The organism is Flectobacillus rivi (genome assembly GCF_030056655.1).
Taxonomy (GTDB): Bacteria; Bacteroidota; Bacteroidia; order Cytophagales; family Spirosomataceae; genus Flectobacillus; species Flectobacillus rivi.
Genome location: NZ_JASHIE010000017.1, coordinates 44,686 through 70,134 on the forward strand (window position 1 = coordinate 44,686; position 25,449 = coordinate 70,134).

The 25,449-nt window shown below is 37.9% G+C and carries 18 protein-coding genes; 12 read left to right on the forward strand and 6 right to left on the reverse strand.

Annotated features, from left to right (window positions below; translation table 11 throughout):
* Window positions 1-8 precede the first annotated feature (8 nt).
* Window positions 9-1,271 (reverse strand): glycosyltransferase family 4 protein, encoded by a 1,263-nt coding sequence (locus QM481_RS21030; protein ID WP_283383199.1) that lies wholly within the window; start codon window positions 1,269-1,271, stop codon window positions 9-11.
* A 687-nt stretch (window positions 1,272-1,958) separates the two neighbouring features.
* Between QM481_RS21030 and QM481_RS21035 the strand changes: the two genes are divergently transcribed.
* From QM481_RS21035 to QM481_RS21065, 7 genes are all read left to right on the forward strand, one after another.
* Window positions 1,959-2,903 (forward strand): 3-oxoacyl-ACP synthase III family protein, encoded by a 945-nt coding sequence (locus tag QM481_RS21035; protein ID WP_283383200.1) that lies wholly within the window; start codon window positions 1,959-1,961, stop codon window positions 2,901-2,903.
* 264 nt (window positions 2,904-3,167) lie between these two features.
* Window positions 3,168-4,922, forward strand: coding sequence for a phospho-sugar mutase (locus QM481_RS21040; RefSeq protein ID WP_166552884.1), 1,755 nt, complete (start codon window positions 3,168-3,170; stop codon window positions 4,920-4,922).
* A 278-nt stretch (window positions 4,923-5,200) separates the two neighbouring features.
* The gene (locus tag QM481_RS21045; protein WP_283383201.1) at window positions 5,201-5,731 is read left to right on the forward strand and encodes a hypothetical protein; all 531 of its coding nucleotides are present in this window, start codon (window positions 5,201-5,203) and stop codon (window positions 5,729-5,731) included.
* A gap of 90 nt (window positions 5,732-5,821) precedes the next feature.
* Complete coding sequence (locus tag QM481_RS21050; RefSeq protein WP_283383202.1) at window positions 5,822-6,541, forward strand: LolA family protein; 720 nt, start codon at window positions 5,822-5,824, stop codon at window positions 6,539-6,541.
* Complete coding sequence (gene yidD, locus QM481_RS21055) at window positions 6,522-6,941, forward strand: membrane protein insertion efficiency factor YidD (protein WP_283383203.1); 420 nt, start codon at window positions 6,522-6,524, stop codon at window positions 6,939-6,941. The genes QM481_RS21050 and yidD overlap by 20 nt, the downstream gene beginning before the upstream one ends.
* A 24-nt stretch (window positions 6,942-6,965) precedes the next feature.
* Entirely contained in the window at window positions 6,966-7,847 is an 882-nt protein-coding gene (locus QM481_RS21060; protein WP_283383204.1) for a tetratricopeptide repeat protein, read from the forward strand.
* A 40-nt stretch (window positions 7,848-7,887) separates the two neighbouring features.
* Window positions 7,888-8,673, forward strand: a complete 786-nt coding sequence (locus tag QM481_RS21065; protein ID WP_283383205.1) for a hypothetical protein — start codon at window positions 7,888-7,890, stop codon at window positions 8,671-8,673.
* Window positions 8,674-8,735: 62 nt separating this feature from the next.
* Here the strand turns inward: QM481_RS21065 and QM481_RS21070 are convergent, their stop codons facing one another.
* The 5 genes from QM481_RS21070 to QM481_RS21090 all read right to left on the reverse strand — a co-directional run bounded on the left by QM481_RS21070 (window position 8,736) and on the right by QM481_RS21090 (window position 16,433).
* Complete coding sequence (locus tag QM481_RS21070; protein WP_283383206.1) at window positions 8,736-9,194, reverse strand: TM2 domain-containing protein; 459 nt, start codon at window positions 9,192-9,194, stop codon at window positions 8,736-8,738.
* Between the two features lie 296 nt (window positions 9,195-9,490).
* Window positions 9,491-11,092 carry a peptide chain release factor 3 gene (locus QM481_RS21075; RefSeq protein WP_283383208.1) on the reverse strand — a complete coding sequence of 534 codons (1,602 nt, stop codon included), beginning with the start codon at window positions 11,090-11,092 and terminating at the stop codon, window positions 9,491-9,493.
* 191 nt (window positions 11,093-11,283) lie between these two features.
* Window positions 11,284-12,762, reverse strand: coding sequence for an APC family permease (locus tag QM481_RS21080; protein WP_166552891.1), 1,479 nt, complete (start codon window positions 12,760-12,762; stop codon window positions 11,284-11,286).
* A 147-nt stretch (window positions 12,763-12,909) separates the two neighbouring features.
* Window positions 12,910-15,870 carry a protein translocase subunit SecDF gene (secDF, locus tag QM481_RS21085; protein WP_283383209.1) on the reverse strand — a complete coding sequence of 987 codons (2,961 nt, stop codon included), beginning with the start codon at window positions 15,868-15,870 and terminating at the stop codon, window positions 12,910-12,912.
* A gap of 197 nt (window positions 15,871-16,067) precedes the next feature.
* The gene (locus QM481_RS21090) at window positions 16,068-16,433 is read right to left on the reverse strand and encodes a hypothetical protein (protein WP_166552893.1); all 366 of its coding nucleotides are present in this window, start codon (window positions 16,431-16,433) and stop codon (window positions 16,068-16,070) included.
* Window positions 16,434-16,627: 194 nt separating this feature from the next.
* On the opposite strand from QM481_RS21090, the gene nadC reads away from it, so the two are divergent.
* From nadC to QM481_RS21115, 5 genes are all read left to right on the forward strand, one after another.
* Window positions 16,628-17,482, forward strand: a complete 855-nt coding sequence (nadC, locus tag QM481_RS21095; RefSeq protein ID WP_283383210.1) for a carboxylating nicotinate-nucleotide diphosphorylase — start codon at window positions 16,628-16,630, stop codon at window positions 17,480-17,482.
* A 211-nt stretch (window positions 17,483-17,693) separates the two neighbouring features.
* Window positions 17,694-18,683 (forward strand): quinolinate synthase NadA, encoded by a 990-nt coding sequence (nadA, locus tag QM481_RS21100; protein ID WP_283371786.1) that lies wholly within the window; start codon window positions 17,694-17,696, stop codon window positions 18,681-18,683.
* Window positions 18,684-18,928: 245 nt separating this feature from the next.
* On the forward strand, window positions 18,929-20,674 hold the full coding sequence (locus QM481_RS21105) for a right-handed parallel beta-helix repeat-containing protein (protein WP_283383211.1): 1,746 nt from the start codon (window positions 18,929-18,931) through the stop codon (window positions 20,672-20,674).
* A 137-nt stretch (window positions 20,675-20,811) separates the two neighbouring features.
* Window positions 20,812-22,440: a tetratricopeptide repeat protein gene (locus QM481_RS21110; protein ID WP_283383212.1), complete on the forward strand. Its 1,629-nt coding sequence runs from the start codon at window positions 20,812-20,814 to the stop codon at window positions 22,438-22,440.
* Window positions 22,441-22,687: 247 nt separating this feature from the next.
* Window positions 22,688-25,432, forward strand: coding sequence for a TonB-dependent receptor (locus tag QM481_RS21115; RefSeq protein ID WP_283383213.1), 2,745 nt, complete (start codon window positions 22,688-22,690; stop codon window positions 25,430-25,432).
* The last annotated feature ends 17 nt before the right edge of the window (window positions 25,433-25,449 follow it).

Sequence of the window (25,449 nt, forward strand, 5' to 3'; positions counted from 1 at the left end):
AAACGTATTTAAAGAAGAGATTGATAAAGTGTTTCGTAACGCTTAGCTACGACAGCCTCTGCGTACTCGGATTCTACTTTGGAGCGAGCCTGTTTACATAAACCCTCATAGTTGGGATGTTGTAAAATATGCACTATTCCATTGGCTAAATCTTCAGCAGAAGGAGCTTTTGCCACATATCCCGTTTGAAGGTGTTCTATCATTTCAGGAATACCCCCTGTTTCAAATCCTACCACTGGTGTTCCACAAGCCATAGCTTCCATGATGGTGTTCGGAAGATTTTCTTCCAAAGACGGAATCACAAATACATCCGCAGCGGCATAAGTAGTCGCTATTTTCGAAAGATCAGAGAGGCGACCTAAAACATTTACTTTGCAGGGAATATTTACAAAATCTGCTTCTTGGGCTTGTCCCATCACCAATAATTCTACACTATCTTTTAATGAGGGATTTTGTGTTATTAAATGCTGAATCGCCTTTTCAAAGTATTGAAAGCCTTTGCGTGCATCACTAATTTTCATGGCGGCAAATAAGATATATTGCTTGTCCTGTGCCAAATTAAGCTGTTGGCGAGCTTCTGTTTTAGCTTGCGGATAAAAAAGCTTTGTATCTATCGGGTTAGGAATCGAAATGACTTTTTTGCCTTGTAATAAACTACTTTGACGGGCTTTTTCAGCCAGCCATTCACTACAAGCCACAAGGGTTAAATCCATTTGGTCAAATAATGCCTTTTTCCGAAGCCAAACTTGATGGGATAGGTCATCAGCTGAAGGCTTTTTCAAAAAGTGTTCACAATTTCCACAGGACTGTTGATAACTTTCGCAAGTACCGCTATAATGACATCCACCTGTGAATGCCCACATATCGTGCAAGGTCCATACGAATGGGCGATTTAGTTTGGACAATTGAGTTAAAGATTTTACAGATAGAAAACCAAAATTTACCCAATGTAAATGAAAAACTTCTGCATCCCTAACAACTGCTTCGGAGGTGACATCTATTCCTATTTGAGCTTGCGAAAAAACAAAACGAACTGCTTTTGATTTTTCATAAAAAGCAAACTGATAACGATCGGCTGCAAATCGTGCCAAGGCAATTTTTTGTTGCACCCAATTATTAGCTACAGAATATACCTCTGGGGCTTTCCCTTTTTTGTCTTGAACCAGCATACGCGACTGTACGCCATGGCGACCAAGTGCTTGATGCAAGCGAGAAGCAGCTATGGAAGCTCCTCCAAAAGTATCGAATGTGCTAAAAATAGTAACCCTCACGAATGTTTGCCTCTTGTATTTTGATGGATAAGACTTAAGACAATCAAAAACGGATTTTTCTGTACGTTGATTATTGCCTATTCACTTAAAAAACTAAACTATTTACAAATATCCTTCGAGTTTGCGGAAAAGCCTTAACTATCGGAATATTTCTCTCGAAAATCGCTGATTTACTGAGCTTTTACGAGCTAAATTTCATTGCTCACAATGATAAACCATACCAAACGGAATGATATTACCTTCTTTTTCTGACATTTATAAGTATTATCCAAAAAACATCAAAATAATACAAAAAAATATTGGATTTAAAGAAGTATAAATTATATTTATCCAATAATTTCTTGTACTATGCTAAAACATTAATTTCCTTTGTATAAAGTTTCAATTCAAAGTTTTTGCTTTTTGCTATAATGAATTGAACTAAAATTCCCAACCATCTGTAGTTCAAAGGTATTGTATTAGTGATAAGCCTTGATAATCAGCTAGTCACATAATATTTACTAGGTACAGGAAATACTTGAGTATCAGTGCAAAATAGATGATTAAATAAGGCATCCAGCGATTGAAAATCTTTGATGTTTGTACCAATATTTAAACCTTCCCCTATCTAGCAAAGCCCAAAGTTAGCATTAACCTTGCAACGAAGTTGGACTGTATTTCATAATTAATATCTTAAACTAACACGTAATGTTCATTAACGCAATTGCAAGTTACCTGCCCGAACAAGTTGTTACGAATGCCTATTTTCAAGAACTCAATGGATTGACCGACGAATGGATTGTTGAGCGTACTGGAATTCGTGAGCGTCGCAAAGCATCATCTGAGGAGAATACGCATACGATGGCATTGGAGGCAGCCAAAAAGATTACTGAAAGTTTACCTTACGACATTTCTGAAGTTGACCTAATTGTAGGTGCTACCTACACTCCACACGATAATATATTTACACTAGGCCACGCATTACAACACGCGTTAAATATCTCTGAAATTCCAGTAGTAACCATTTCGTCTGCTTGTTCTTCATTACTCAATGCAATCGAAATCGTTCAGGGATATTTTGCTATGAACAAAGCTAGCAAGGCACTCGTAGTTGTTTCGGAGCACAACACTGCTTACAACAACGAAGATGATACCAAAGCTGGACACCTTTGGGGCGATGGCGCAGCGGTATTATCTATCTCTAAAGAAAAAGCAGGAGAGCAAAACTGGGAAATCAAAGATTTGATTACTGGTGGTGCAGCCAACGTAGGGAAAGCATCGGAAGGTGTAACACTTAAACCGCTTCACCGTGGTTTGATTATGCCTTATGGTAAAGATGTGTTTATCAATGCTTGTACTTACATGCCAAAAGTAAGTAAGCAAGTAATGGAGAAAAACAGATTGACTGTTGAGGATATTTCTTTTGTGATTCCTCACCAAGCCAATTATCGTATCACCAAAAACGTAGCTGGTACTTTGGGTGTACCTGACGAAAAAATGATTTCAAATATCCATTATTTAGGCAATACAGGTTGTGCTGGCTGTGCTATTGCCATGGACGAAAATAAAGGCAAGTTCGAAAAAGGTAACAAAATCATCGTAACGGTATTTGGCGGTGGTTACTCTTATGGAGCCATGCTTGTGGAGATTTAAGCTAAAAAATCGAAAAATATTTCAATTTTTTAAAGATTTCATGCAAAAACTAAAACCACTAAGTTGCTTAGTGGTTTTTTTATTGGACAAAAGAAAGACATATTACGGTTTTTGACCGAAATTATTAAATGGGGCTTCTCCTATTCAGAATAATTTCTATATTTGCTTTGATGTCAACCAAAAATTTTGCCTCAAAAATCTTATTGGCCTCACTTTTAAAACCAGATTATTCATTTTTCTAAATATTCTCAAATAGATAAAACTATGTCAACAGGTTTAGACGCTCTTACCAAGAAAAACATTGATACTTGGCTAACTGGTAACTATGATGAAGAAACAAAAGCTAAAATCCAGCAGTTGCTAGACGAAGGAAAAGAAACAGAACTTTCGGATTCGTTCTATAAATCGTTGGAGTTTGGTACTGGCGGTATGCGTGGAGAAATGGGTGTGGGTTCGAACCGTATGAATAAATACACCGTAGGAGCTGCTACACAGGGTTTTTCAAACTATCTTAAACAAAGTCTTCCAGGCAAAGAAATCAAAGTAGCTATTGCACACGATTCTCGTAACAATTCTCCTTTCTTTGCTCGTATTTGTGCTGATATTTTTTCGGCAAACGGAATCAAAGTATATCTTTTCTCGGCACTTCGTCCTACTCCTGAGCTATCATTTACGATACGTCATTTGGGTTGCGACGCTGGTTTGGTAATTACCGCATCTCACAACCCTCGTGAATACAATGGTTACAAAGCGTATTGGAACGACGGTTCACAAGTGGTTGCTCCTCACGATAAAAATATCGTAACAGAGGTGAATAACATCACTTCGGTAGATGATATCAACTTCAACGGCAACGAATCGCTTATTACCTTTATAGGTGAAGAAGTAGATAAAGAATACTTAAAGACAATCCAGCATAATAGCATCAATCCAGACGTAATTGCTCGTCAGAAGGATTTGAAAATTGTATATTCTTCTATTCACGGTACAGGTATTACCTTGGTACCTCAAGCCTTGGCTTTGCTAGGTTTTGAAAATGTAAACGTAGTAGAAGCACAAGCTGAACCAAATGGTGACTTCCCAACGGTAGTATATCCGAACCCAGAGGAAACCGAAGCAATGACGTTGGCGGTAAATTTGGCTAAAGATATTGATGCTGATTTGGTAATTGCTACTGACCCAGATGCCGACCGTGTAGGGGCTGCTGTAAAAAATCCTCATGGCGAATGGGTATTGTTGAACGGTAACCAAATGGCGAGCTTAATTATCTATTATTTGTTGGGTGCTTGGGAAAAAGCTGGCAAACTAACAGGTAAAGAGTTTGTCGCTAAAACTATTGTAACTACTGAAATCATCGCAAAAATGTGTGCTAGCAAAGGCGTAAAATGCTACGATACTTTGACGGGCTTTAAATACATCGCTGCGGTAATTCGTGAATTAGAAGGCAAAGAGCAATTCATCGGTGGTGGTGAAGAATCTTATGGTTACTTGATTGGTGATGCCGTTCGTGACAAAGATGCTGTAGCTTCTTGTGCAATGATTGCAGAATTAACAGCTTATGCAAAAGATAATGGTAAGTCATTGTTTGACTTCTTGACAGAAATGTACCAAGAAAACAATTTCTACTACGAAGGCTTGATTTCTTTGACTAAAAAAGGAAAAGCTGGTGCTGAAGAAATTCAACAAATGATGGCAAATCTTCGTGCCAACTTGCCAACTTCTGTAGCTGGTTCTGAGCCAGTAACGGTATTAGATTACAAAAACTTAACTTCGAAAGACCTTAAAACAGGTGAAATCACTGCGATTCCTGAAGGTTTGGGTATGGAGTCATCTAACGTAATTCAGTTGATTTTGGCAGATGGTTCTAAAGTTTCGGCACGTCCGTCAGGAACAGAGCCCAAAATTAAATTCTATGTTTCGGTAAATGCGCCATTAGCTAATCCTGCCGACTTTGACGACACGCTTGCAGCTTTAAAAGCCAAGGTTTCAGCTATTCAAGAAGATTTAGGATTGAAATAATGATATAAGTTACTTTCGGTAAAAAGCGATGTTATCTTCATTGGTAACATCGCTTTTTTTTTGACCATTTACTCATTAAATCATTCACTTATTCAAGAATTATTCAGTAATTAGTACCAGAAGTCACGACCAAACTGTTGGTTTGAATATCGTTTTTACTCTTTAAACTTATCCATCGTCGTTATTCGCCCTAAGTTCTGTGGGCTTCAAATGTTGTTTTATTTTTATTAAAACCCATAAAACATTCATTTAAGTTTTATTCTAAACATTTCAAAATCATGAAAAATTTAAAGTTTTCAGCCCTTCTTTTTGCTCTTGTAGCATTGGTTAGCTTTTCATCGCAAGCACAAACATTCAAACGTGGTGACAAAATTTTGAATGCTGGTATTGGATTACTGTATTTTGGTGCGTACGCAAATGCTGAGTTTGCGATTGAAGACAATATTGGTATTGGTCCAATGGTAGGTTATACTTATTTTAATTCGGGTTTATTGACGGGTTATTCGGGAGATTATAGCTATGGGCAATTTAGAGTAGGTGCTAGAGGTGCGTATCACTTGGGGGATGTACTTAATTTAGGCGATAACTCCATCGACCCTTATGTAGCAGTAGGAGCAGGCTTACTCTTCGACCGTAATAATTATACTTACAATACAAATACGGGTAATGTTACGTATGGAACAAGAACAACTATATTTATTAATCCACGAGCTGGTGCTCGTTTTCCATTGAGCAATAATCTTTCAGGTTTTGGAGAGGTAGGCTGGGGTGCATCTTGGGTAACAGCAGGTGTCTCTTTTGGATTTTAGTATTTTCAAATATAGCTAATGGTTTAAAGCCAAATTTACTTTCATATATATCAGGAAGAAAGTAAATTTGGCTTTTATTATATCTCGACTATGAATCAAAAAAATCGTCTTTATCTATTATTAGGCTTAGTATCGATGTTGACATTAGCCTTTTCTTTTTCTTCTAATACCGTCAAAAAAATTAGTATGATAATGGTTGCTCGTTCTAATAAAAACGGGAAAACAGCCACTATCAAATCAGAAATGGTCTATCAGGTAGCAGGAGGGAAGATGGTCAGCCACTTCACTCAACCCAATAATCAATACATTATCAACAATGCCAAAGGCGAGGTGAGTATTTATGACCCTGCGAAAAATACCGTTATTCAACAAGTAAACTATATTTTCAGTACAGAAACTACGCAGTTTTATTATTTCTTGAACAACCAAAAATCTGATTTGGGATTGAGAAATATGGGCTTTACTAATAAGGCGACTAAGTTTGAGAAAAACCTCATGATTAGTACATGGATAGCGCCTGCTAAATTGAGCAAAAGTATTCGTTCGGTAGAATTGGTACATAATGGCGGAAATCCGATTTATACCAAATATATCGACGGAGAAGGCAAGGTGATGAAAAAGGTATATTATTATAATTTTCAGAAAGTGGGAGATATTGAGTTCCCTTTAGCGGTAACACAAATTGACTTTTTTACGGCAAAAGATTCGGTTATCACCAAAACTTCTTACACTGACGTGAAAATTAATGAGGCTATCAATAATGAACTTCTCAACTTTACGATACCACTCAATGCCAAAGCACTTAAATAAGATACTTTTCTTGGTATTAGGGCTTCTTATGGGCAATTCACTTAAAGCTCAGAGTCTAGAGACTGACTTACAGCTTTTGGAGAAAAAAGAACAAGCCGAACAAGCTCAAGCAACCTTATCGGTTGGGAAGAAAGGATTTCATCCTATTTCTTTTGTTATGAATGGTACATTAACCTTTTATCAGAAGGTAATTTCTCCACAATTTTCGGCCAATTGCCTCTACGAACTATCCTGCTCACGCTTTAGTCGCGAGGCGATTCGTATGTATGGACCGCTCAAAGGAGTAGCGCTTAGTGCCGACAGATTGGCACGCTGTAACCGCATTAGTGGTACTACTATCAATCCATTCAGAGTAAATGAGCAAGGTAAAGTCATTGACTCGCCTCAAATGTATAAGTAAGCGAACCTCGTATTCCTCTCCACTATGTCTGATAAGCTTCATATTCGATTTTGGGTTATTCTTAGTTGCGTGTTGCTCCTTGGTGTCCAATCGGGTATTTCTCAAATCACGAAAGATAGCCTCTTTTTACAACATTTGATTGGCAAAGAACAGTATCACGACGCTATTACCTTTACCAATCAACTTGAGCGAAAATATCCTATCTCGATTCAATCCAAATTACAATTGGCTTACCAAAAGGGTTTTGCTTTTTATTCGCTCAAACAACTCGACTCGGCAAGTGTCTACTTTTCTAAAGTATCCTCAGAAAGTCCTTTTTTCTCAAAATCTCAATTTTGGGCAGGATTATCAGATAGCTATTTAAGAGATTTTACAAAAGCTGAAAAATACTTTAAAGCCATTGATTCAAAGGATAGTCTTAATCGTTCTTTACAAACCTTTGAGCTAGCAGGTTTGGCACTTTTACAAAGAAATCAACAGCGTTTTGATTCTCTTCAAAAACACCTCGACCCTTCGCTTTATGCTTTACAAAAGCAACAAGCTAATTATTTGCTTTACCGAGACGATATTTTGAAACAACAAAAAAAATCAGGTTTCAAGGCAGGATTATTATCTGCCATTATTCCTGGAGCGGGCAAGATTTATGCAGGAGGGCAATTAGGACAAGGAATTTCTGCCTTTTTGCAAAATACCATTCTCGGATTACAGGCTTATGAAGGCTTGCGTAAAGATGGCGTTGGGAGTCCTCGATTTATTATTTATGGAAGCTTGTTTAGCCTTTTTTATATTGGAAATATTTGGGGAAGTGCTTTAAGTGTCAAAATCAAAAGACAAGAATTTAATGAAAAAATCGACGAGCAAATTCTATTTGATATGCATATTCCTTTGCGTACCCTTTTTAATTAAGGCGCAAAATAGTAATGCCATTGTATCAAAAGCTGATAGTTTGTTTCGTCTACGACAATATGACGAAGCGATGTTAGGCTATGAACAAGCCTTTTTCGAGCTTAGCGAATGGCCTGATTCAACTCTTAGTAATAAGCAAATTCAAGATATGAAAAATGCTTTTTTACTGAAAAAACTCTATTGCCAAAAAGCGGCACAAAAGTTTACGATGGCTCTGCAAACGAGTCAGCGTTTTGATTTTAGTAACCTCGAGGATCAAGAACAGATTCCGCTTCGATACGAAACAGTTGTGTGTAGTTTTTTGGCTGGGCTGTATGACGATTGCTTCAACAATGTCCAGCAGTTTAAACATTTCGTAAAAGATAGTACGCAACATACGCCAACGTTGCTTTGGGAAATACTTTCACTTACCCAACTAGCCCGTTACGATGAAGCAAAAGCACTTATTCCGACCTATAATCAAGCTTTTCATACACAAATTAATGCAGAGGAGTTGTTTGCTTTTGCCCAAAAAACAAGATTTAGAAGTATCAGAAAAGCCGAAGCTTTGGCAACTTTTGTACCAGGCGCAGGAATGATTTATGCTGGCAATACGACTCAGGGAATTGTTTCGCTGGTACTACAACTTGGAACACTTGGTTATGGGGCTTACAGTATAATCAATGGCTATTATTTTACAGGGATATTTACAGGACTAGGGCTATTTCAAGCCTTTTATTTTGGAGGAGTTCGCAGGAGTGCCTATTTGGCTGAACAGAAGAATATGAATCTAAAAAATCAGTATTATCAACAAGTCAAAAAAGGGCTTTTAGCAAATCGGAAATAGTCAAAAAAGAAAAAGCTGAAGGAGAATCCTTCAGCTTTTTTATTTTTTGAATCTTTCGATTCTTATCTTCCTCCCCACATAAAGAATTTAGGGTTGTCTGTGTATTTGCCAATACCTTCGTCTTGAACTAAAGCGATTAACAATACTACCCAGTCAACAAACGCTACGATACCGCAACCACCCAAAGTAAGGATATAACCTACTCCAGTCAAGGTAGCTGTACCCATGTAAAAACGGTGGATACCCAAACCGCCCAAAAATGTTGATAAAATGAATGCTACAACAGGATCTTTACTTGCTGCAACAGAACTAGCTGGCATAGAAGCAGAAGCTGCCAACATGTTGTTTTGAGTAGAAACCTCAGTATTCGAAACAGGAGTAAGGTAGTTTACCTCTACACCTTCATTCAAAGTTGTTTCGATAGCAGCGTCATCTACAAAATACTCAGACGATGATGAAGCAAAAGACTTAGTGCATACAGATGCAAAAAGCATTGCTGATAAAATGATAGATTTTTTCATAATTAAGAAAGCTTTGCAATTGAACGATAATTAATAAAGCACTGCAATATATAGATAAATTCTCAAGAAAAATCAAAGAATTGTCATCTCTGAATAAACGGTAAAATAATTGTTTTTAAAGAAAGATTAACACCAGTGATTTTCAGGGGTTTAAAAGCTTAAAATACAATTTTATTAACAAATTAGCAAGAATCCACAGTCATAGTTTATTTTGCATTTATACAAAAAGGCTCGAACTAATTTTTGCTTTTGCTTAAATTAATTCGAGCCTTAAAATAGAAAATTTAATGTTGTTCTTATGCCTCTGCCGCCAACTTAAATTCCGAGGTAAAGTGGAATTGAATATCAGGGTTATTTTGGATATTCATACGCAAAATCCAATCAGATTCAGCTAAGAATACATAATTACCATCTTTATCAGTAGCGATTTGTTGTCCTTTCAAACGAACAAACTCAGCTAATTTTTTAGGGTCTTCAGAGGTAATCCAACATGCTTTAGCGATGTCACGATGATCGAAGCGACATTTTGCTCCATATTCATGTTCCAAACGATATTGAATTACTTCATATTGGAGTTCTCCTACGGTACCAACAATTTTACGATTACCCAAATGAGACTGCGTAAATAACTGCGCTACCCCTTCATCTGTCAACTGCTCAATCCCTTTTTCCAATTGCTTGGCTTTCATTGGGTCGAGGTTGATAAGTTCTTTAAAGATTTCAGGAGAAAAGCTTGGAATACCTTGGTAAAACATACTTTCACCTTCAGTGAGCGTATCGCCAATTTTAAAGTTACCTGTGTCATACAAACCTACTACGTCACCAGGGAAGCCTTCGTCGATGACTTCCTTATCTTGTGCCATAAAGTTGTAAGGGTTGTTGAAACGCACGTTTTTGTCTAAACGCACATGCTTATAAAACTTGTTACGCTCAAATACACCTGAACAAATACGCAAGAATGCGATTCTATCACGGTGTTTAGGATCTAAGTTTGCGTGGATTTTGAAGATAAAACCAGAGAACTTTTTCTCATCTGGTTCTACAATACGTGTATCTGTTTGGCGCTTTTGAGTTGATGGAGCAATTTGAGTAAATGTATCCAACAATTCTTGAACACCAAAGTTATTTACTGCCGAACCAAAAAATACTGGGGCAACTTCACCCGATAGATATTCAGCACGATCGAAGTCGTTATAAACTCCTTCGATAAGTTCAACATCTTCACGAAGCTGATTAGCATCACGTTCGCCAACACGTTTGTCTAGTTCCTCAGACCAAATATCTACAGAAACAACCTCTTTTTCAATTTTGGTTTTGTTGGCGCTAAACAAGTTTAGAGACTTTTCATAAAGGTTATATACCCCTTTAAAGTTAGCTCCAATATTGATAGGCCAAGTCAATGGACGAACTTTGATACCAAGTTTTTGCTCTAACTCGTCCAGTAGGTCAAACGCATACTGACCTTCGCGGTCCATTTTATTGATGAAAATGATTACTGGCGTATTACGCATACGACATACCTCCATCAATTTTTCTGTTTGTTCCTCAACCCCTTTTACACAGTCGATTACCAAGATAACTGAGTCTACAGCCGTAAGCGTACGGTAAGTATCTTCGGCAAAGTCTTTGTGACCTGGTGTATCGAGGATATTGATTTTTACATCATTATATTCAAAAGTCATTACCGAGGTAGCCACAGAGATACCTCTTTGACGCTCGATTTCCATAAAATCGGAGGTTGCACCCTTTTTGATTTTATTTGATTTTACAGCCCCCGCTGTTTGGATAGCTCCACCGAACAAAAGTAGTTTTTCGGTAAGCGTAGTTTTACCCGCATCGGGGTGGGAAATGATACCGAATGTACGGCGTTTTTGTATTTCTTCTTGTAACGTTGCCATATTTAATAATCGACTGTCAAAATCGAAATGCAAAATTACGGATAAAAAAACAAAACCCACAGGTTTTTTGGGATTGAGTGCTTTGAATTTGAGTGAATTAAACTTCTTAATAAAATCAAAAGGCTCTAACAAATCAATGCTAGAGCCTTTTGAGTATCTGTAGAATCAAGCTTAAAGCTTAATTTTTAAGTCTACTTTTCGTTCAAATTACTGTTTGGTTTACCGTAAAGGAAGTACACAACCAAACCGATTAGTAACCATCCGAATGCCAATTTTTGAGCCAAACCATCCAAGTTGAAAATCAAGAAAAGGTTTGTTAAGATACCTAGTGGAGCAACGATTTTCAAGGCTGGAGCTTTGAAGTCACGCTCTAAGTTAGGCTCTCTGTAACGCAATAACAATACTGCTAAACATACCATGGCAAAGGCAAACAAAGTACCGAATGAACACATATCGCTCAATACACCAATTGGCGTAAACGCTGATACAACTGATACTAAGAAACCTACCAAGATTGTGCTTTTCCAAGGAGTACGGAAAGTTGGGTGAACCTGACGGAAGAAGTTTGGTAACAAACCATCTTTTGCCATACCTAAGAATACACGTGTTTGACCTAACATCATTACCAACATTACCGAAATCAAACCAGCTGTTGCAGCAGCAGTAATAATAAATACTGCCCAAGGTTGACCTACTTTATCGAATGCGTAAGCTACAGGCGCTTTCAAAGCATCACCTACGATGTCTTTGTAGTTAATCATACCCGTCAATACCAAAGAAACCAAGATATAAAGGATTGTACAGATTACCAATGAAGCAATAATAGCAAAAGGCATATCTTTCTTAGGATTGATAGCTTCACCAGCTTGTGTAGATACAGCATCAAAACCAATATAAGCAAAGAAGATAGCCGCAGCACCACTCGCAATACCACCCCATCCGTAAGCTTCTTTCATAGAACCATCAGCGTGTTCTACCATTTCAGGAGCAGGGATAAATGGAGTCCAGTTAGCAGTGTTTACAAAAAATGCACCTACGATAATTACGAATAAGATCGCAGCTACTTTCAAGATTACAATAATGTTGTTGGCACTTGCCGCTTCTTTGATACCTTTAACCAAGATATAAGTTACCAACCAAGTAACAACAAAGGCAGGTAAGTTGATACCCCAACCTACGTGCTCAAGTCCCATAGATTTGGCATAAGTTGCTGCCGAAAACGGGTCATTTTTTAAATAATAAGGAATTTCAATACCGAATAAGTGGAGTAGCTTATTGAAGTACCCGGACCAACTCACGGCTACAGTCATTGCCCCCATGGCATATTCTAACACAAGTCCCCAACCAATAATCCAAGCAAAGAATTCACCGATTGTACCATAAGCGTAGGCATAAGCTGAGCCCTCTACAGGAAGTAGAGCTGCAAACTCAGCATAGCAAAGAGCTGCAAAAATACAGCCGATACCTGCTAATACGAATGATAATGCCAAAGCCGGGCCAGCATGATAGTGAGCGCCTGTACCAGTTAATACGAAGATACCTCCACCGATAATCGCACCGATACCGATAGCAGTCAAGCTCCATTTACCAAGGACGCGCTTCAGCTCACTGTTTTTAATATCTGCCTCGTAAGCTGACATAGGCTTTTTGCGCCAAATACTGTTACTCATAAAGAAAAGGTTTTAGTTTATTTTATTGTGATTGAAGGTAATTACAGAACAGAATTGTATAAACTGTGTTTCAAGATAGTTAATATTTTGTCGTGAAACAAAAAAAGACCTCATAGCTTTTGGGGGCTATGAGGTCTTTGAGAGTAATTACTTAGAAGGGTTTGCGGCTGGCGCTACAGCTTTCTTCTTTCCTGTTCCAAGGTCAATAACGATTGGAGCAGCTACGAAGATAGATGAGTATGCACCAAATACTACCCCGATAAACATCGCAAATGAGAATCCACGCAAGATGTCACCACCAAAGAACAACAATACTGATACTACCAAGAATACAGTTGTTGCTGTCATTACGGTACGGCTCATTGTATGGTTAATAGAAGTATTGATTGTTTTGATAATCAACTCTTTGTCTGACAAGTCTGCATCAACACCAATTTCTTCACGAATACGGTCAAATACTACCACAGTATCGTTAATTGAATAACCGATTACCGTCAATACAGCAGCGATAAAGATTTGGTCAACTTCTAATTCTAAACCAAAGATACGAACGATACCTACCATACCCAATACTACTAAAGTATCGTGTAACAAGGCGATAACGCTACCCAATGAATATTGCCATTTACGGAAACGAATCAAGATATAGATAAAAATGGCAATTAAAGCATAACCAATAGATACAAATGACTGTGTCAAGATATCATCGGCAATAGTTGCACCTACTTTAGATTCTGATAGGATTACTGGTTTGTCAGCAGCAAATTGTGTCAATCCTTTCTCCAAAGCAGCACGAACTTTTTGGTTAGCAGCAGCAGACTCATCTTCAACCAAATACGCTGTTGTAACCTTCATCTTAGTAGGACCGTTGAAAGTTTTTACTTCAACACCTTTTTCTTCAAAATCATCTTTCAATGCTTCTTTAATATCTGTTGCATCTACTGGTTTAGCAAACTCAACTACATAAGAACGACCACCTTTGAAGTCAACACCTAAGTTGAAACCACCTTGTGCAATCAACACACCCATACCCAAAGCGATTAAGCCCCAAGAGAACCAGTAAGAGTATTTACGTTTCCCGATAAAGTCGAAATCCATTCCTTTGAATAGGTCTTTCGAAATAAATGTTTCGAATGTTACTTCTTTCTCTTTACCAGCAGCAATTTTACGTTGTACCATCCAGTCTACCAATACGTGTGATACGAATACAGAAGTAAATACTGAAGTAACCAAACCAATACAAAGTGTTACACCAAATCCTTTTACAGAACCAGAACCGAAGAAAATCAAGATAGCACCAACCAAGATTGTAGTAATGTTACCATCCAAAATAGCTGATAGAGCTTTTTCATATCCTAATTTTACGGCCTCCAACAATCCTACACCACGATGTAATTCTTCACGAATACGTTCATTAATCAATACGTTGGCATCTACCGCCATACCCAATGTCAATACGATACCTGCGATACCTGGCAATGTCAAGGCTGCTTGAATTTGAACCGTGATACCTGCAATAAAGAATACGTTGAACAATAACGCAGTGTTTGCCATCCAACCTGGGTTACCATAATAACCAATCATAAAGATGATTACTAAACCTAAACCGATAGCCATTGACAAATAACCTTGGTTGATAGCTTCCTGACCTAATGATGGACCGATGAAAGCGTCTTCAACGATACGAGTTGGAGCTGGCAATTTACCTGCTTTCAATACGTTTGCTAAGTCTTTTGCTTCTTCTACAGTAAATGAACCAGAGATAGATGAACGACCGTTAGGAATTTCACCGTTGATTACTGGAGCAGAATATACATAGTTATCCAATACGATTGCTACACGTTTACCAATGCTAGCAGCTGTCAAGTTTTTCCAAATACGAGAACCTGTACCGTTCATCAACATCGTTACTTCAGGACGCTGATTTTGATCGTAGTCTTGTGAAGCATCTACAATTACATCACCTTCTAAAGGAGCTGGTTGATTTTCAGTTTTCTTGATTGCTTCAAATTGAATAATTTCATCACCAGTCGTTGATGGAATTCCTTTAGCATACCATACAAAAGTTAAGTTTGATGGGAACATCATTTTTACTTCTGGACGACGGAACAATTCATTAACACGAGCAGTGTCTTTACGCATTACACCCCAGCTTCTTCCTTGGTTGTCCAAAGGCAAGAATAGTTTTGTCAAAGCAGCACCTGAAGTTGTATCTGTTTTTGCTGTGTCTTTTTTAGCAGCTTTTGATGCAGCCAATTGACCTGCCAAACCACTTTTTGAAGTATCAGCAGTAGCAGCCGTTGTAGTAGCAACAGTTGCTTTTTTCGCTTTTTCTTCAGCAGCCAAATATTCACCCAATGTATTCAAACCTTGTCCCCATTCGTTGATTTCTGCAACCTCAACAAATTCCAATTTAGCAGCACCTGCCAATAATTTACGAGCACGCTCAGGGTTATCTACACCTGGTAATTCAACTTGGATACGGTTTGTACCTGGCAAACGTTGGATGTTCGGGTTAGCTACACCGAACTTGTCAATACGTGATTGAATGATTTTGTAAACGCGGTCTACAGCACCATTAATTTCGGCATTAACTACTTTCTTCACTTGAGCATCAGAAGAGTTTGAGCTCAATTTGTCACGGTTTACAGAGTTAGCGAAAATCGTAGCTAAACGTTGGCTTGGAGCAATTTTAGCAAACTCTTCGAAGAAGATGTCATTGAATGGCTTCGTTGAAGTCGCTTGCAATTTTGAAGCGTTAGCTAACGCTTTCTCAAAATTAGGGTCATTACTTTTTCCAGAAAGTGCACGTAACATTTCTACTGGAGATACTTCCAATACTGCACTGAAACCACCTTCCAAGTCAAGACCTTTGTGAAGCGCATAAGTAGTTACATCTTGCAATGTGAAGCCCAAATACACTGGTTGCTTCCACAATGAATCGATATAACGAGTTTTTTTAGCTGGGTCGAGTTTTCCATCTTTCGATGTTGCATACGCAATTGCATCTTCACGAACCGAATTAGCCTTCCATGTAAACGAAAGGAAGAACAAACATAGGGCTGAAATAATACCAGTCAGCCACACAATGGCACCTTTGTAACGCATTTGTTTTTAGTTATTTGAAAAATGAATGTGAATTACTTGTGTAACAGTCGCCTATTACAAGATTGGAAAAGGGTTTGGTAAGGGTGGAGTAAATGTTGAGTCTGAAGCTTGGGAAATCGTGATACAAATGACCAATAAATTGCCCATAAAGCCTATATCGTTAGACTTTCAATCATTTAAACCAAGAAAAAAGGGAATCAGGGAGCATTGGTAGCAATAAAATGCTCGAACAGAATTTCGTAAAGAATATTAGGAGAAGTAACCTTCAATTGCTGACCCAAAGCATGAACTGCCACAGGGATCGCAACGCTAGGAATCGAAAAAACAAAATCGCTAACGGCATCAAAACTAATACTTGGACTAGCGTGCATTACCGACAATTCACTTACTGAACATTCAGGAGTAGCTCCTTTTTGCTTTTTGGACTGCTCAGTTTTCGCTTTTTTTACACCAGAATAGTGTACCTGCGATGCCGAAAATGTTTTACCAAAAACGGTAAACATCAGCATCAAGCACACGAAAAAAGTGCTGAACAAACGCGATATGTGAGATGTTTTTTTCATTGTTGAACACAAAAGTAGCAAGTTTTATAGAAGTATCGCAAACTTTACACCAAATTTTACGTCTGTATAAAAAGAGACTTACCCAATTTTCTTGGGATTTTTATAACAATAATGAGGTATTGCCTACAAAAAATTTCAAAAGTACAATTGAATAATTTTCTTACTTTTGGGACATAAAACAATCTGTATCTAGCATGTTTAATTATTTAGAACCAACTTATATCAAAAACTTCATTCAAAATGCTTTGACTGAAGACGTCGGTGATGGCGATCATACTTCGCTCTCGACTGTACCGCATGATGCCATTGGACGTGCCAGATTATTGGTAAAAGATAAAGGAATTTTGGCTGGCGTCGAACTTGCCAAAATGATTTTTGCAGAAGTTGATCCTGAGCTTCAGGTTACAACTATCCTCGAGGATGGTACATCTATCGACCGTGGACAAATCGTATTAACAGTAGAAGGTCGCTCGCAGTCAATTCTGAAGGCTGAGCGCTTGGTACTCAACTGTATGCAACGTATGTCGGGTATTGCTACCTATACACGCTCGATGGTCAATTTGATTGAAGGTACCAATGCCAAATTATTAGATACCCGTAAAACAACGCCTAATTTTAGACTTTGTGAAAAATGGGCTTGCAAAATTGGAGGTGCTGTAAACCATCGCTACGCACTTTTTGATATGATCTTAATCAAAGATAATCACGTAGATTATGCTGGAGGTATTGCTAATGCAATTCTTCAGGCTAATGAATATTTAGTGAAAACGGAAAAAAGCCTCCAAATCGAAATTGAAGTTCGTAACCTTGAAGAATTACAACAAGTTTTAGCGATTGGTCAAGTTAATAGAATCATGTTGGATAACTTCAGTTTTGAAAACCTTCGTGAAGCAGTTCGCTTAATCGATGGTAAATACTTGACTGAAGCTTCGGGCGGTATCAACGAAACTACCATTCGCCAATATGCCGAATGTGGCGTAGATTATATTTCGAGTGGAGCATTGACTCACCAAATCAAAAGCTTAGATTTAAGTTTAAAAGCGTACTAAAGAATAATGAAGAATTGTGAGGTGTAAGTGTTTTCAACTATAGCGGATTTGGGATTTCTGATTTCGGAAATATGGGAAAACACCTTCATTTCTATAAAATAGCTTAAAAGTATGTTACACCTCCGCGTGGCATAGCTTGCCATTTCATATTAGTATCTATTAAAACTTGATTTATTTTTAAACTAGACAACAATTCACCGATTAATAAAAAATGAACTTACTAGACGAAGTAAATAAAGTAGGCTATGTGAGCCGTTCGGTACCTTTTAAGGGAACTGACTTGAAAGAAGAAATTTTAAAACTCAAAAAAGAAAAAAATGCTGTAATCTTGGCTCACTATTATGTAGATGCTGAAATTCAAGATTTGGCTGACTTTTTGGGAGATAGTCTTGCCTTGGCACAAGCAGCCGAAAAGACAGATGCCGATATGATTGTATTTTGTGGCGTGCATTTTATGGGTGAAACAGCCAAGATTTTGAACCCTAACAAAAAAGTCGTTATCCCCGACTTCAATGCAGGTTGTTCGTTGGCAGATTCTGCTCCAAAAGAAGAATTCGCCGCTTTCAAGGCTCAGTATCCTGAGGCTGTTGTGGTAAGTTATATCAACTGTACGGCCGATGTCAAAGCCATGACAGATATTATTTGTACTTCATCGAACGCTCTCAAGGTGGTTGAATCGATTCCTGCGGATAAGCAAATCATCTTCGCACCAGATGCCAATTTGGGAAGATATGTAGCGAAGAAAACAGGTCGTGACCTTATTCTTTGGGATGGTGCTTGTATTGTTCACATCGATATTTCCTTAGAGAAATTGAAAAAAGTAAAGGAGGAAAATCCTAATGCTTTATTGATTGCTCACCCAGAATGTAAAGAGGTTATTCTTTCACAAGCTGATTTTGTAGGCTCAACTACTGCTCTTTTGAATTTTGTAAAAGACTCTGATTGCCAAGAATTTATCGTAGCTACCGAAGCAGGTATTTTACATAAAATGAAGGAGTCTGTTCCGAATAAGAAGATTATTCCAGCGCCTGCCAATGAGAAAAACACTTGCGCATGCTCAGAATGTCCATATATGAAAATGAATACCTTGGAAAAACTCTATAACGCCATGTTCTATGAGTTGCCAGAAATTCAGGTAGCAGAAGACGTTCGTGAACCAGCACTCAAAGCCTTAAAAGCTATGTTGGAGATTAGTAAATAGAAAATATTTTGCCAAATGAGTCATTATTCTGACATATAGTATCAAAAAAGGCGTTCGAAATGAGTTTTTCGAACGCCTTTTTGATAAATACCCCATGATTCCTTTCAAATAAACTAGTAAAAAATAATCACTAAATTGCTCAATCAGTCATTCACTAAATTATGAGTGAATTATGTCTAACTGAGTACTTTTCCACAGCCTCTTCTTTTCTAGCATATCCTCAATTTTCAACTTGAAACTTTGCTATGAAAACATTCCTCTGTAAATCCATCCTATTACTTTACTGTTGTTGCTGTCAAACTTTTGCACAAAAAGTTATCTATGCCTCCGAATATGGTGTGAAGCCCAATACTCAACAAGACATGGCTTTGCCCATCAGAAAAGCCCTTGATGCCTGTCAAAAAATGCATGCCCAAAAACTCATACTACCTCAAGGGCGTATCGATATTTGGTCAAATGACGCAGAAAAAAGAACATTATATCTTTCAAATAGTACCGAAAACGATACGCTATCCAAAATAAAATCCATTGCTTTTCTGCTGGAAAACTATCAAAACTTTAGTATTGAAGGACAAAACACCCTCATTGTATTACATGGTAAAATGGTTTCTTTTGCCTTATTGAATAGTCGTAATATCCAAATCAAAAACCTAAGATTTGATTACGAACGTCCTACTATGTCAGAACTAACTTTATTAAAAGTTACCCCAACAGAAGTAGATGTGGAAGTTCACCCCGATTCAAAATATAAAATCGACCAAGGACGTATCACGTTTTTGGGAGAAGGTTGGGAGGCAAAATCTTTGCATACCATTTTGTTCAGACCCCAATCCAATGAGATGCATTATAGTTCGATGAAACCACTACAGCAAGCAAAAGTGATAGCAATAGCTCCTAATCAGTTACATTTTGAAGGAGATTTTAGCAAAGTAAATTTTCAGCAAAACGATATACTTACTTTTCGTGATCCCTATCGTGATAACTGCGGAGCTTTTATTCATTTGAGTAAAAATATCTTACTCGAAAATATCTCCATGCACTATATGCATGGTTTGGGTATCTTGTCGCAGTTTTCTGAAAATCTTACCCTTCGACATATTTTTGTCAAACCTCAAGCCAATAGCCATCGTATCATTGCCGCTTTCGCTGATTGCTTTCATTTTTCTGGTTGTAAAGGACTCGTTAAAATAGAAAACTGTGAAACCAGTGGCGCTCACGACGACCCCATCAATGTACATGGTACACATTTACAGATCACTAAGATACTTGCTCCTCAAAAATTGGTGATAAGATTTATGCATCATCAAACCTATGGATTCAAGGCCTTTTTCGAAAAAGATAGCATTGCCTTTATTAATCCAGCCACCTTGCTCCCTATAGGTTTTGGGAAAATAAAGTCTGCCAAACTGATCAATCCTAGAGAGATGGAAGTGGAGTTGTTTCAAAATGTACCATCGACTGTCCAAATTGGTCAAAGTCTCGAAAATCTTACTTGGACACCGAGTGTTATTATCCAAAATTGCCGATTCGAACGTACTAATACTCGTGGTATTTTGATGACAACTCCTAGAAAAGTTGTTATTCAAAATAATGTATTTAAAGGTACAGGTATGTATCCAATCTTGATTGCTGACGATGCCGCCAGTTGGTATGAATCAGGTGCCGTAAAGGATGTTTTGATTCAAAACAATGTATTTGAAAATTGTGGTTATAATACTCAAAGTGGAGCTATTGCCATTTTACCAGAAAACCATGAGACCAATCCCATCCAAAAAGTCCATCGAAATATCAGGATTATCAACAATACTTTCAAAATCAGTCAACCTGGAGTATTGCAAGCTAAAAGTGTGGATAAACTCATTTTTAGTAATAATACAATTATTCCATTCAGCCCTATCAAAGAGTTTTCAATACTGCTAACTTCCTGCAAGAATATATCTATAGAAAACAACAAATCCACCGTTAAGGAGAAAATTGAAAATAAGGAATAGTAACCAAGATGAAGAGGGGCAAGGCGCTTGAAACTATTTGTTCCTCTTCATTAAATAATCATTAACAATATTACCTGACGGTTACGCTTTGGGAATCTTGGGTCAACTTTGTGTTGATTTTCAAATTTCTCGTTGATATGTTGTCTATAAAATCGCACGCCAAATTTCTGCTAGTCCTTTGGACTTTGGGTATTGTACTTCATGGTTCTGCTCAAACCCTCGATAAAGATACTTTTTATAGTGAAATCCCGCATCCAGATACCAAACTACTGAAGCTAAAAGCACAATACAATTCGGCAGTTGAAAAACAACAAATACTCGAGGCTGGGCTTTATTTGCAACAAATGGGACAATTATGTTTTCATTTTGGGCATTATCCTCAAGCTTTGGAGCTTCATTTACAAGCCAATAAGGTGTTGAAAAGCCAACAAAAACCTCTTCTCTTAGCCGACAATCTTTGCGACCTTGGACTTTTGTATTATTACCTGCGCAATTCCAATGCGGCTCTGCAACAGTATCAGGAAGCTTTACAGATTTTTCAAAAACAAAAAGAACCAAGTGGTATCGCCAAAACCTATGGTCGTTTGGGACATTTGTATGAAAAACAAGGTAAATACCCTTTGGCGCTTGACTTTCAGCGCAAAGCTATTTCAGAATATCAAAAAGCTGGTAATCAGAGTGGTATTGCCAAGATTTATGAAAACTTAGGAAGTATTTTTGAAGATTTATCTCGGTATGACTCAGCCTATTTCTATTTCAACAAAGCCCTATCTGTCAACCAAGTAGCCAAAGATGAGCTGTCGCAAATAGAAGTGCTCAATAATTTGGGAGATGTTTTAAGAAAAACAGGAAAAACCCAAGAGGGACTTCAATATTCAAAAAAAGCCTTATCTCTTTCGCAGTCACTTAAAGAAAAATATCAAGAAGCCAGTGCCTACCGAGATATATCAAGAGCCTTGCACGATTTAGGACGTAATGATAGCGCCTATTACTATCTTGAACTGAGTCGAAAAATGACAATGGATATTTATTCCGAAAAAAGTATGCAACAAATGGCTGTACTACAAGTGATGTATGATATTGCCAAAAAAAATGCAGAAATCGAACGTCTTGACCATGCCACAAAAACCAATCAAATTGTGGGTATTGCCGTAGCTGTGGTCTTGGTTTTATTAGGAAGTTTGGGCTTTGTGATTATGAGTCGCCAACGTATGAAAATCGCTAACGAATTACGCCTTAATCAACAAAATCAAAAGGTGTCAGAAACCGAGCAGGCTTTGATGCAAGTCGCTCTTCGTAATCAGCAATTAGAGGAAGAACACCTTAAAAATCAACTCGAGATAAAAACTCAAGAATTGAGTGCCCACACTTTGCACGTCATTCAAAAAAATCAGCTTTTACAAAAGTTATATCTGCGTTTGGAAGAAACCTTGAAAGATGACCGAAAAAATGTGTCTAGAAATCTAAAGCAGATTATGCAAGAAATCAACCAAAGCTTCACGCATGATCATGACTGGGAACACTTCCGTCATGTGTTCGAACAAGTACACCAAAGGTTTTTAGAAAAACTAAAATCTCACACCGAACAGCTTACCTCCAACGATATTCGTTTGATTGCTTTACTCAAAATGAATCTAAACTCTGCTGAAATTGCCTCCTTGTTAGGCGTATCACAAGACAGTCTACGGGTATTGAGATACCGCCTTCGAAAGAAACTCAATTTAGCGCAAGGAGAGAATCTGTCGTCCTTTATTCAGTCTTTATAATTCAGAAACGTAACGTTAACAATTTGATAATGTAACGTTTTTAAAAATAAAAAGCATTGATTTTTAGGTAATTGCAAAGTTTTAATTCACGCTGTTGCTTTTTTGTTAACGCTCTTTGTAACGCTGTTTCCTTTTTGTAACGGCACGAATTTGCAAATCAAAATAGACTTATTGCACCTTTGTCACAGCAAAAACAACGAGGTATTTCATCTAGGCTCGACTTAGACACAGACCTTTTCTGACAATTATGTGCAAATATTTTATCATAGTGTGGTGTTGCTTAATTGCACACCTTGGATTTACACAAAACTTCCAATTCCATGGCTCTGTCGCAGACCAGCAAACAGGCGAACCACTTGTGGGTGCCGTTGTTAGAGCAATGCCTCAGGGTGCGTATGATGTTGTTGGATTGGATGGGAATTTTCGAATCAAGGGACTAAAGAAGGGAAAACATACTCTCAAAGTAAGTTATGTGGGCTACCAATCTTTTGAAGAAAATATCGAGATTCCAGAACACACCACCAGAAAAATTCAACTCAAACCACATGCCAATCAAACCCTTGAAGAAGTTGTGGTATCCGCCCATAGCGATAAATCTTCTGAGCTTACTGCTCGTTCAGCCGAACGCAATGCGTTACAGTTGATGAATATCGTTTCGGGAAAAGCTATTGAAATTTCGCCTGATTTAACCGTGGCAAATTTAGTACAACGTGTTTCGGGGATTTCGATAGAACGCAATAGCAATGGCGATGGACAATATGCTATTATGCGTGGTATGGACAAACGCTATAATTATACTTTGGTCAATGGTATCAAAATCCCAAGTCCAGACAATAAATATCGTTATGTGCCTTTAGATATATTCCCTTCCGAACTGTTAGGTCGCTTAGAAGTAAGCAAATCACTTACGCCCGACAAAGAAGGCGATGCTGTTGGAGGTGTAATCAATATGGTGATGAAAGAAGCTCCAACGCAACTAGAACTAAAAGCTAATTTAGCCACAGGATATAGCGAGTTGTTTATGAATCGCTCATTTGATTCGATGAACAAAAGCTTGATTCATACCCAGTCACCTTATGAGGCTTATGGAAAAACGTATTCGGCTACGATACAGGATTTTGCGAAAGGATTTTTAGATACGAAGTCTGCTTCGCCTATGCCGAATGTCATTGCTGGTTTGTCGGTAGGTAACCGTTATATGCATAATCGTTTGGGAGTGATTTTGGCAGGAAGTTTCCAAAATACTTTCCGTGGTAGCAATAGCGATTTCTACAACTCGACAGTCTACGATACAGAAACGACGTCTCGTATTACCAGTTTGGCGCAACGTAATTATTCGGAGCAACAACAACGTTTGGGCTTACATGCCAAACTAGATTTCGCTCTCAATTCACGTACTAAGTTGCAGTGGTACAATGCGTTTATGAATTTGCAAAACTGGCAAGTTCGTCAAACAAAAACTACGGATTTTTCGTCGGGAGGATATGACCCTGTGGCTGGAAATGCAGGTTTGGGATATTCGACTCGTTTGAGATATACTCGCCAGAGTATTTTTAACTCTACTCTACAAGCCAAACACCAGTTAGCGCCAAACCTTTCAGTGAACTGGTCGGCTGTGTATTCCTTGGCAACCAATGCTGTACCAGAAAATACTAGTGTGAATTTTTTAGGAAAAAGAGAAAAATTTGTTGAAACACTTACCTATCCAACTGAAAGTGCTCGTCGTTGGGAGCATAATAACGACCAAGATATAGCGCTTTATACCAATGTAAATTACCTTTTCAAAGGCATTGATTGGAGTGCTGGTGGTTTGTTTAGAACCAAGCAACGAGATAATTTTTATAACAACTATATCTTTAAACCTATTAATCCTTTTGCCCTTTATCAAACAGATTATAAGCAATATAGCGATTTATCTTGGTCGTTAGAAAACCCTCGTGGTACAGTAGCTTCCGCACTCAACTACAAAGCTTCCGAGCAAATAGGAGCAGCGTATGTTATGGGGAAATGGACCTCAAAAGAGTGGCAAATTATCTCGGGTGTACGTGCTGAGCATACTTCGCAGGGATATGATATGCTATATCCTTTGGGTGAACTTCGTCCATCGGGTACACAAGATTATTGGGATATTTTGCCAAGCATTCATACAAAATATGCCTTGGAAAGTAATCAAAACCTTCGTTTCTCTTATTTCCGCTCTATCAATCGTCCTGGTTTTTTTGAAATTGTGCCAGGGAAAATTGTCAACGAAGAATACCAAGAACGTGGGAACCCTGACCTAAAACGTGCTGTTGCCGACAACATTGATTTCCGTTATGAATATTTCCCTAATGCCTCAGACCAATTAATGGCTGGTGTTTTTTATAAGAATATTCAGAATCCAATTGAATATACTTTGCAAGTGGACGAAACTCGTGGACAAGATGTGTTTTATACGCCAGACAATTTTGGAACAGCACAAAACTATGGTTTGGAATTAGATATGATTAAAAACTTCCAAAACTTTGGTTTCAAAGCCAACTACACCTATACCAATTCTAGTATTACGACCAAAAAAATGATTCGTATTCGTAATGCGCAAGGAAATTTAGAGCCTCGTAGCGTTGACCAAACTCGTCCGATGTACGGGCAATCTGCACACGTAGGAAATCTATCTGTTTTTTATAAAGATGGGAAAAAAGGCATTGATGCACAATTGGCAGCCTCGTATACTGGCGAACGTATCAATACTGTATCTCAATTTTTGAACAATGACCTTTGGCAAGAAGCATTTATACAAATGGATGCGTCCATCGAAAAGAATATAGGGAAGCATTGGACGATTTTTGCCAAAGCTAATAACCTTTTGAACACGCCTATGCGCGTTTTTATCAAAAATAGCAACCCTGTAAATTCTTCAATTCCTGAACAATCAGCTCTTAATAACAAAACTTTAATTCGTCAAGACTATTATCAACGTAGCTATTTGATTGGTCTACGCTTCAAACTTTAACACTCATTTTTACAAAA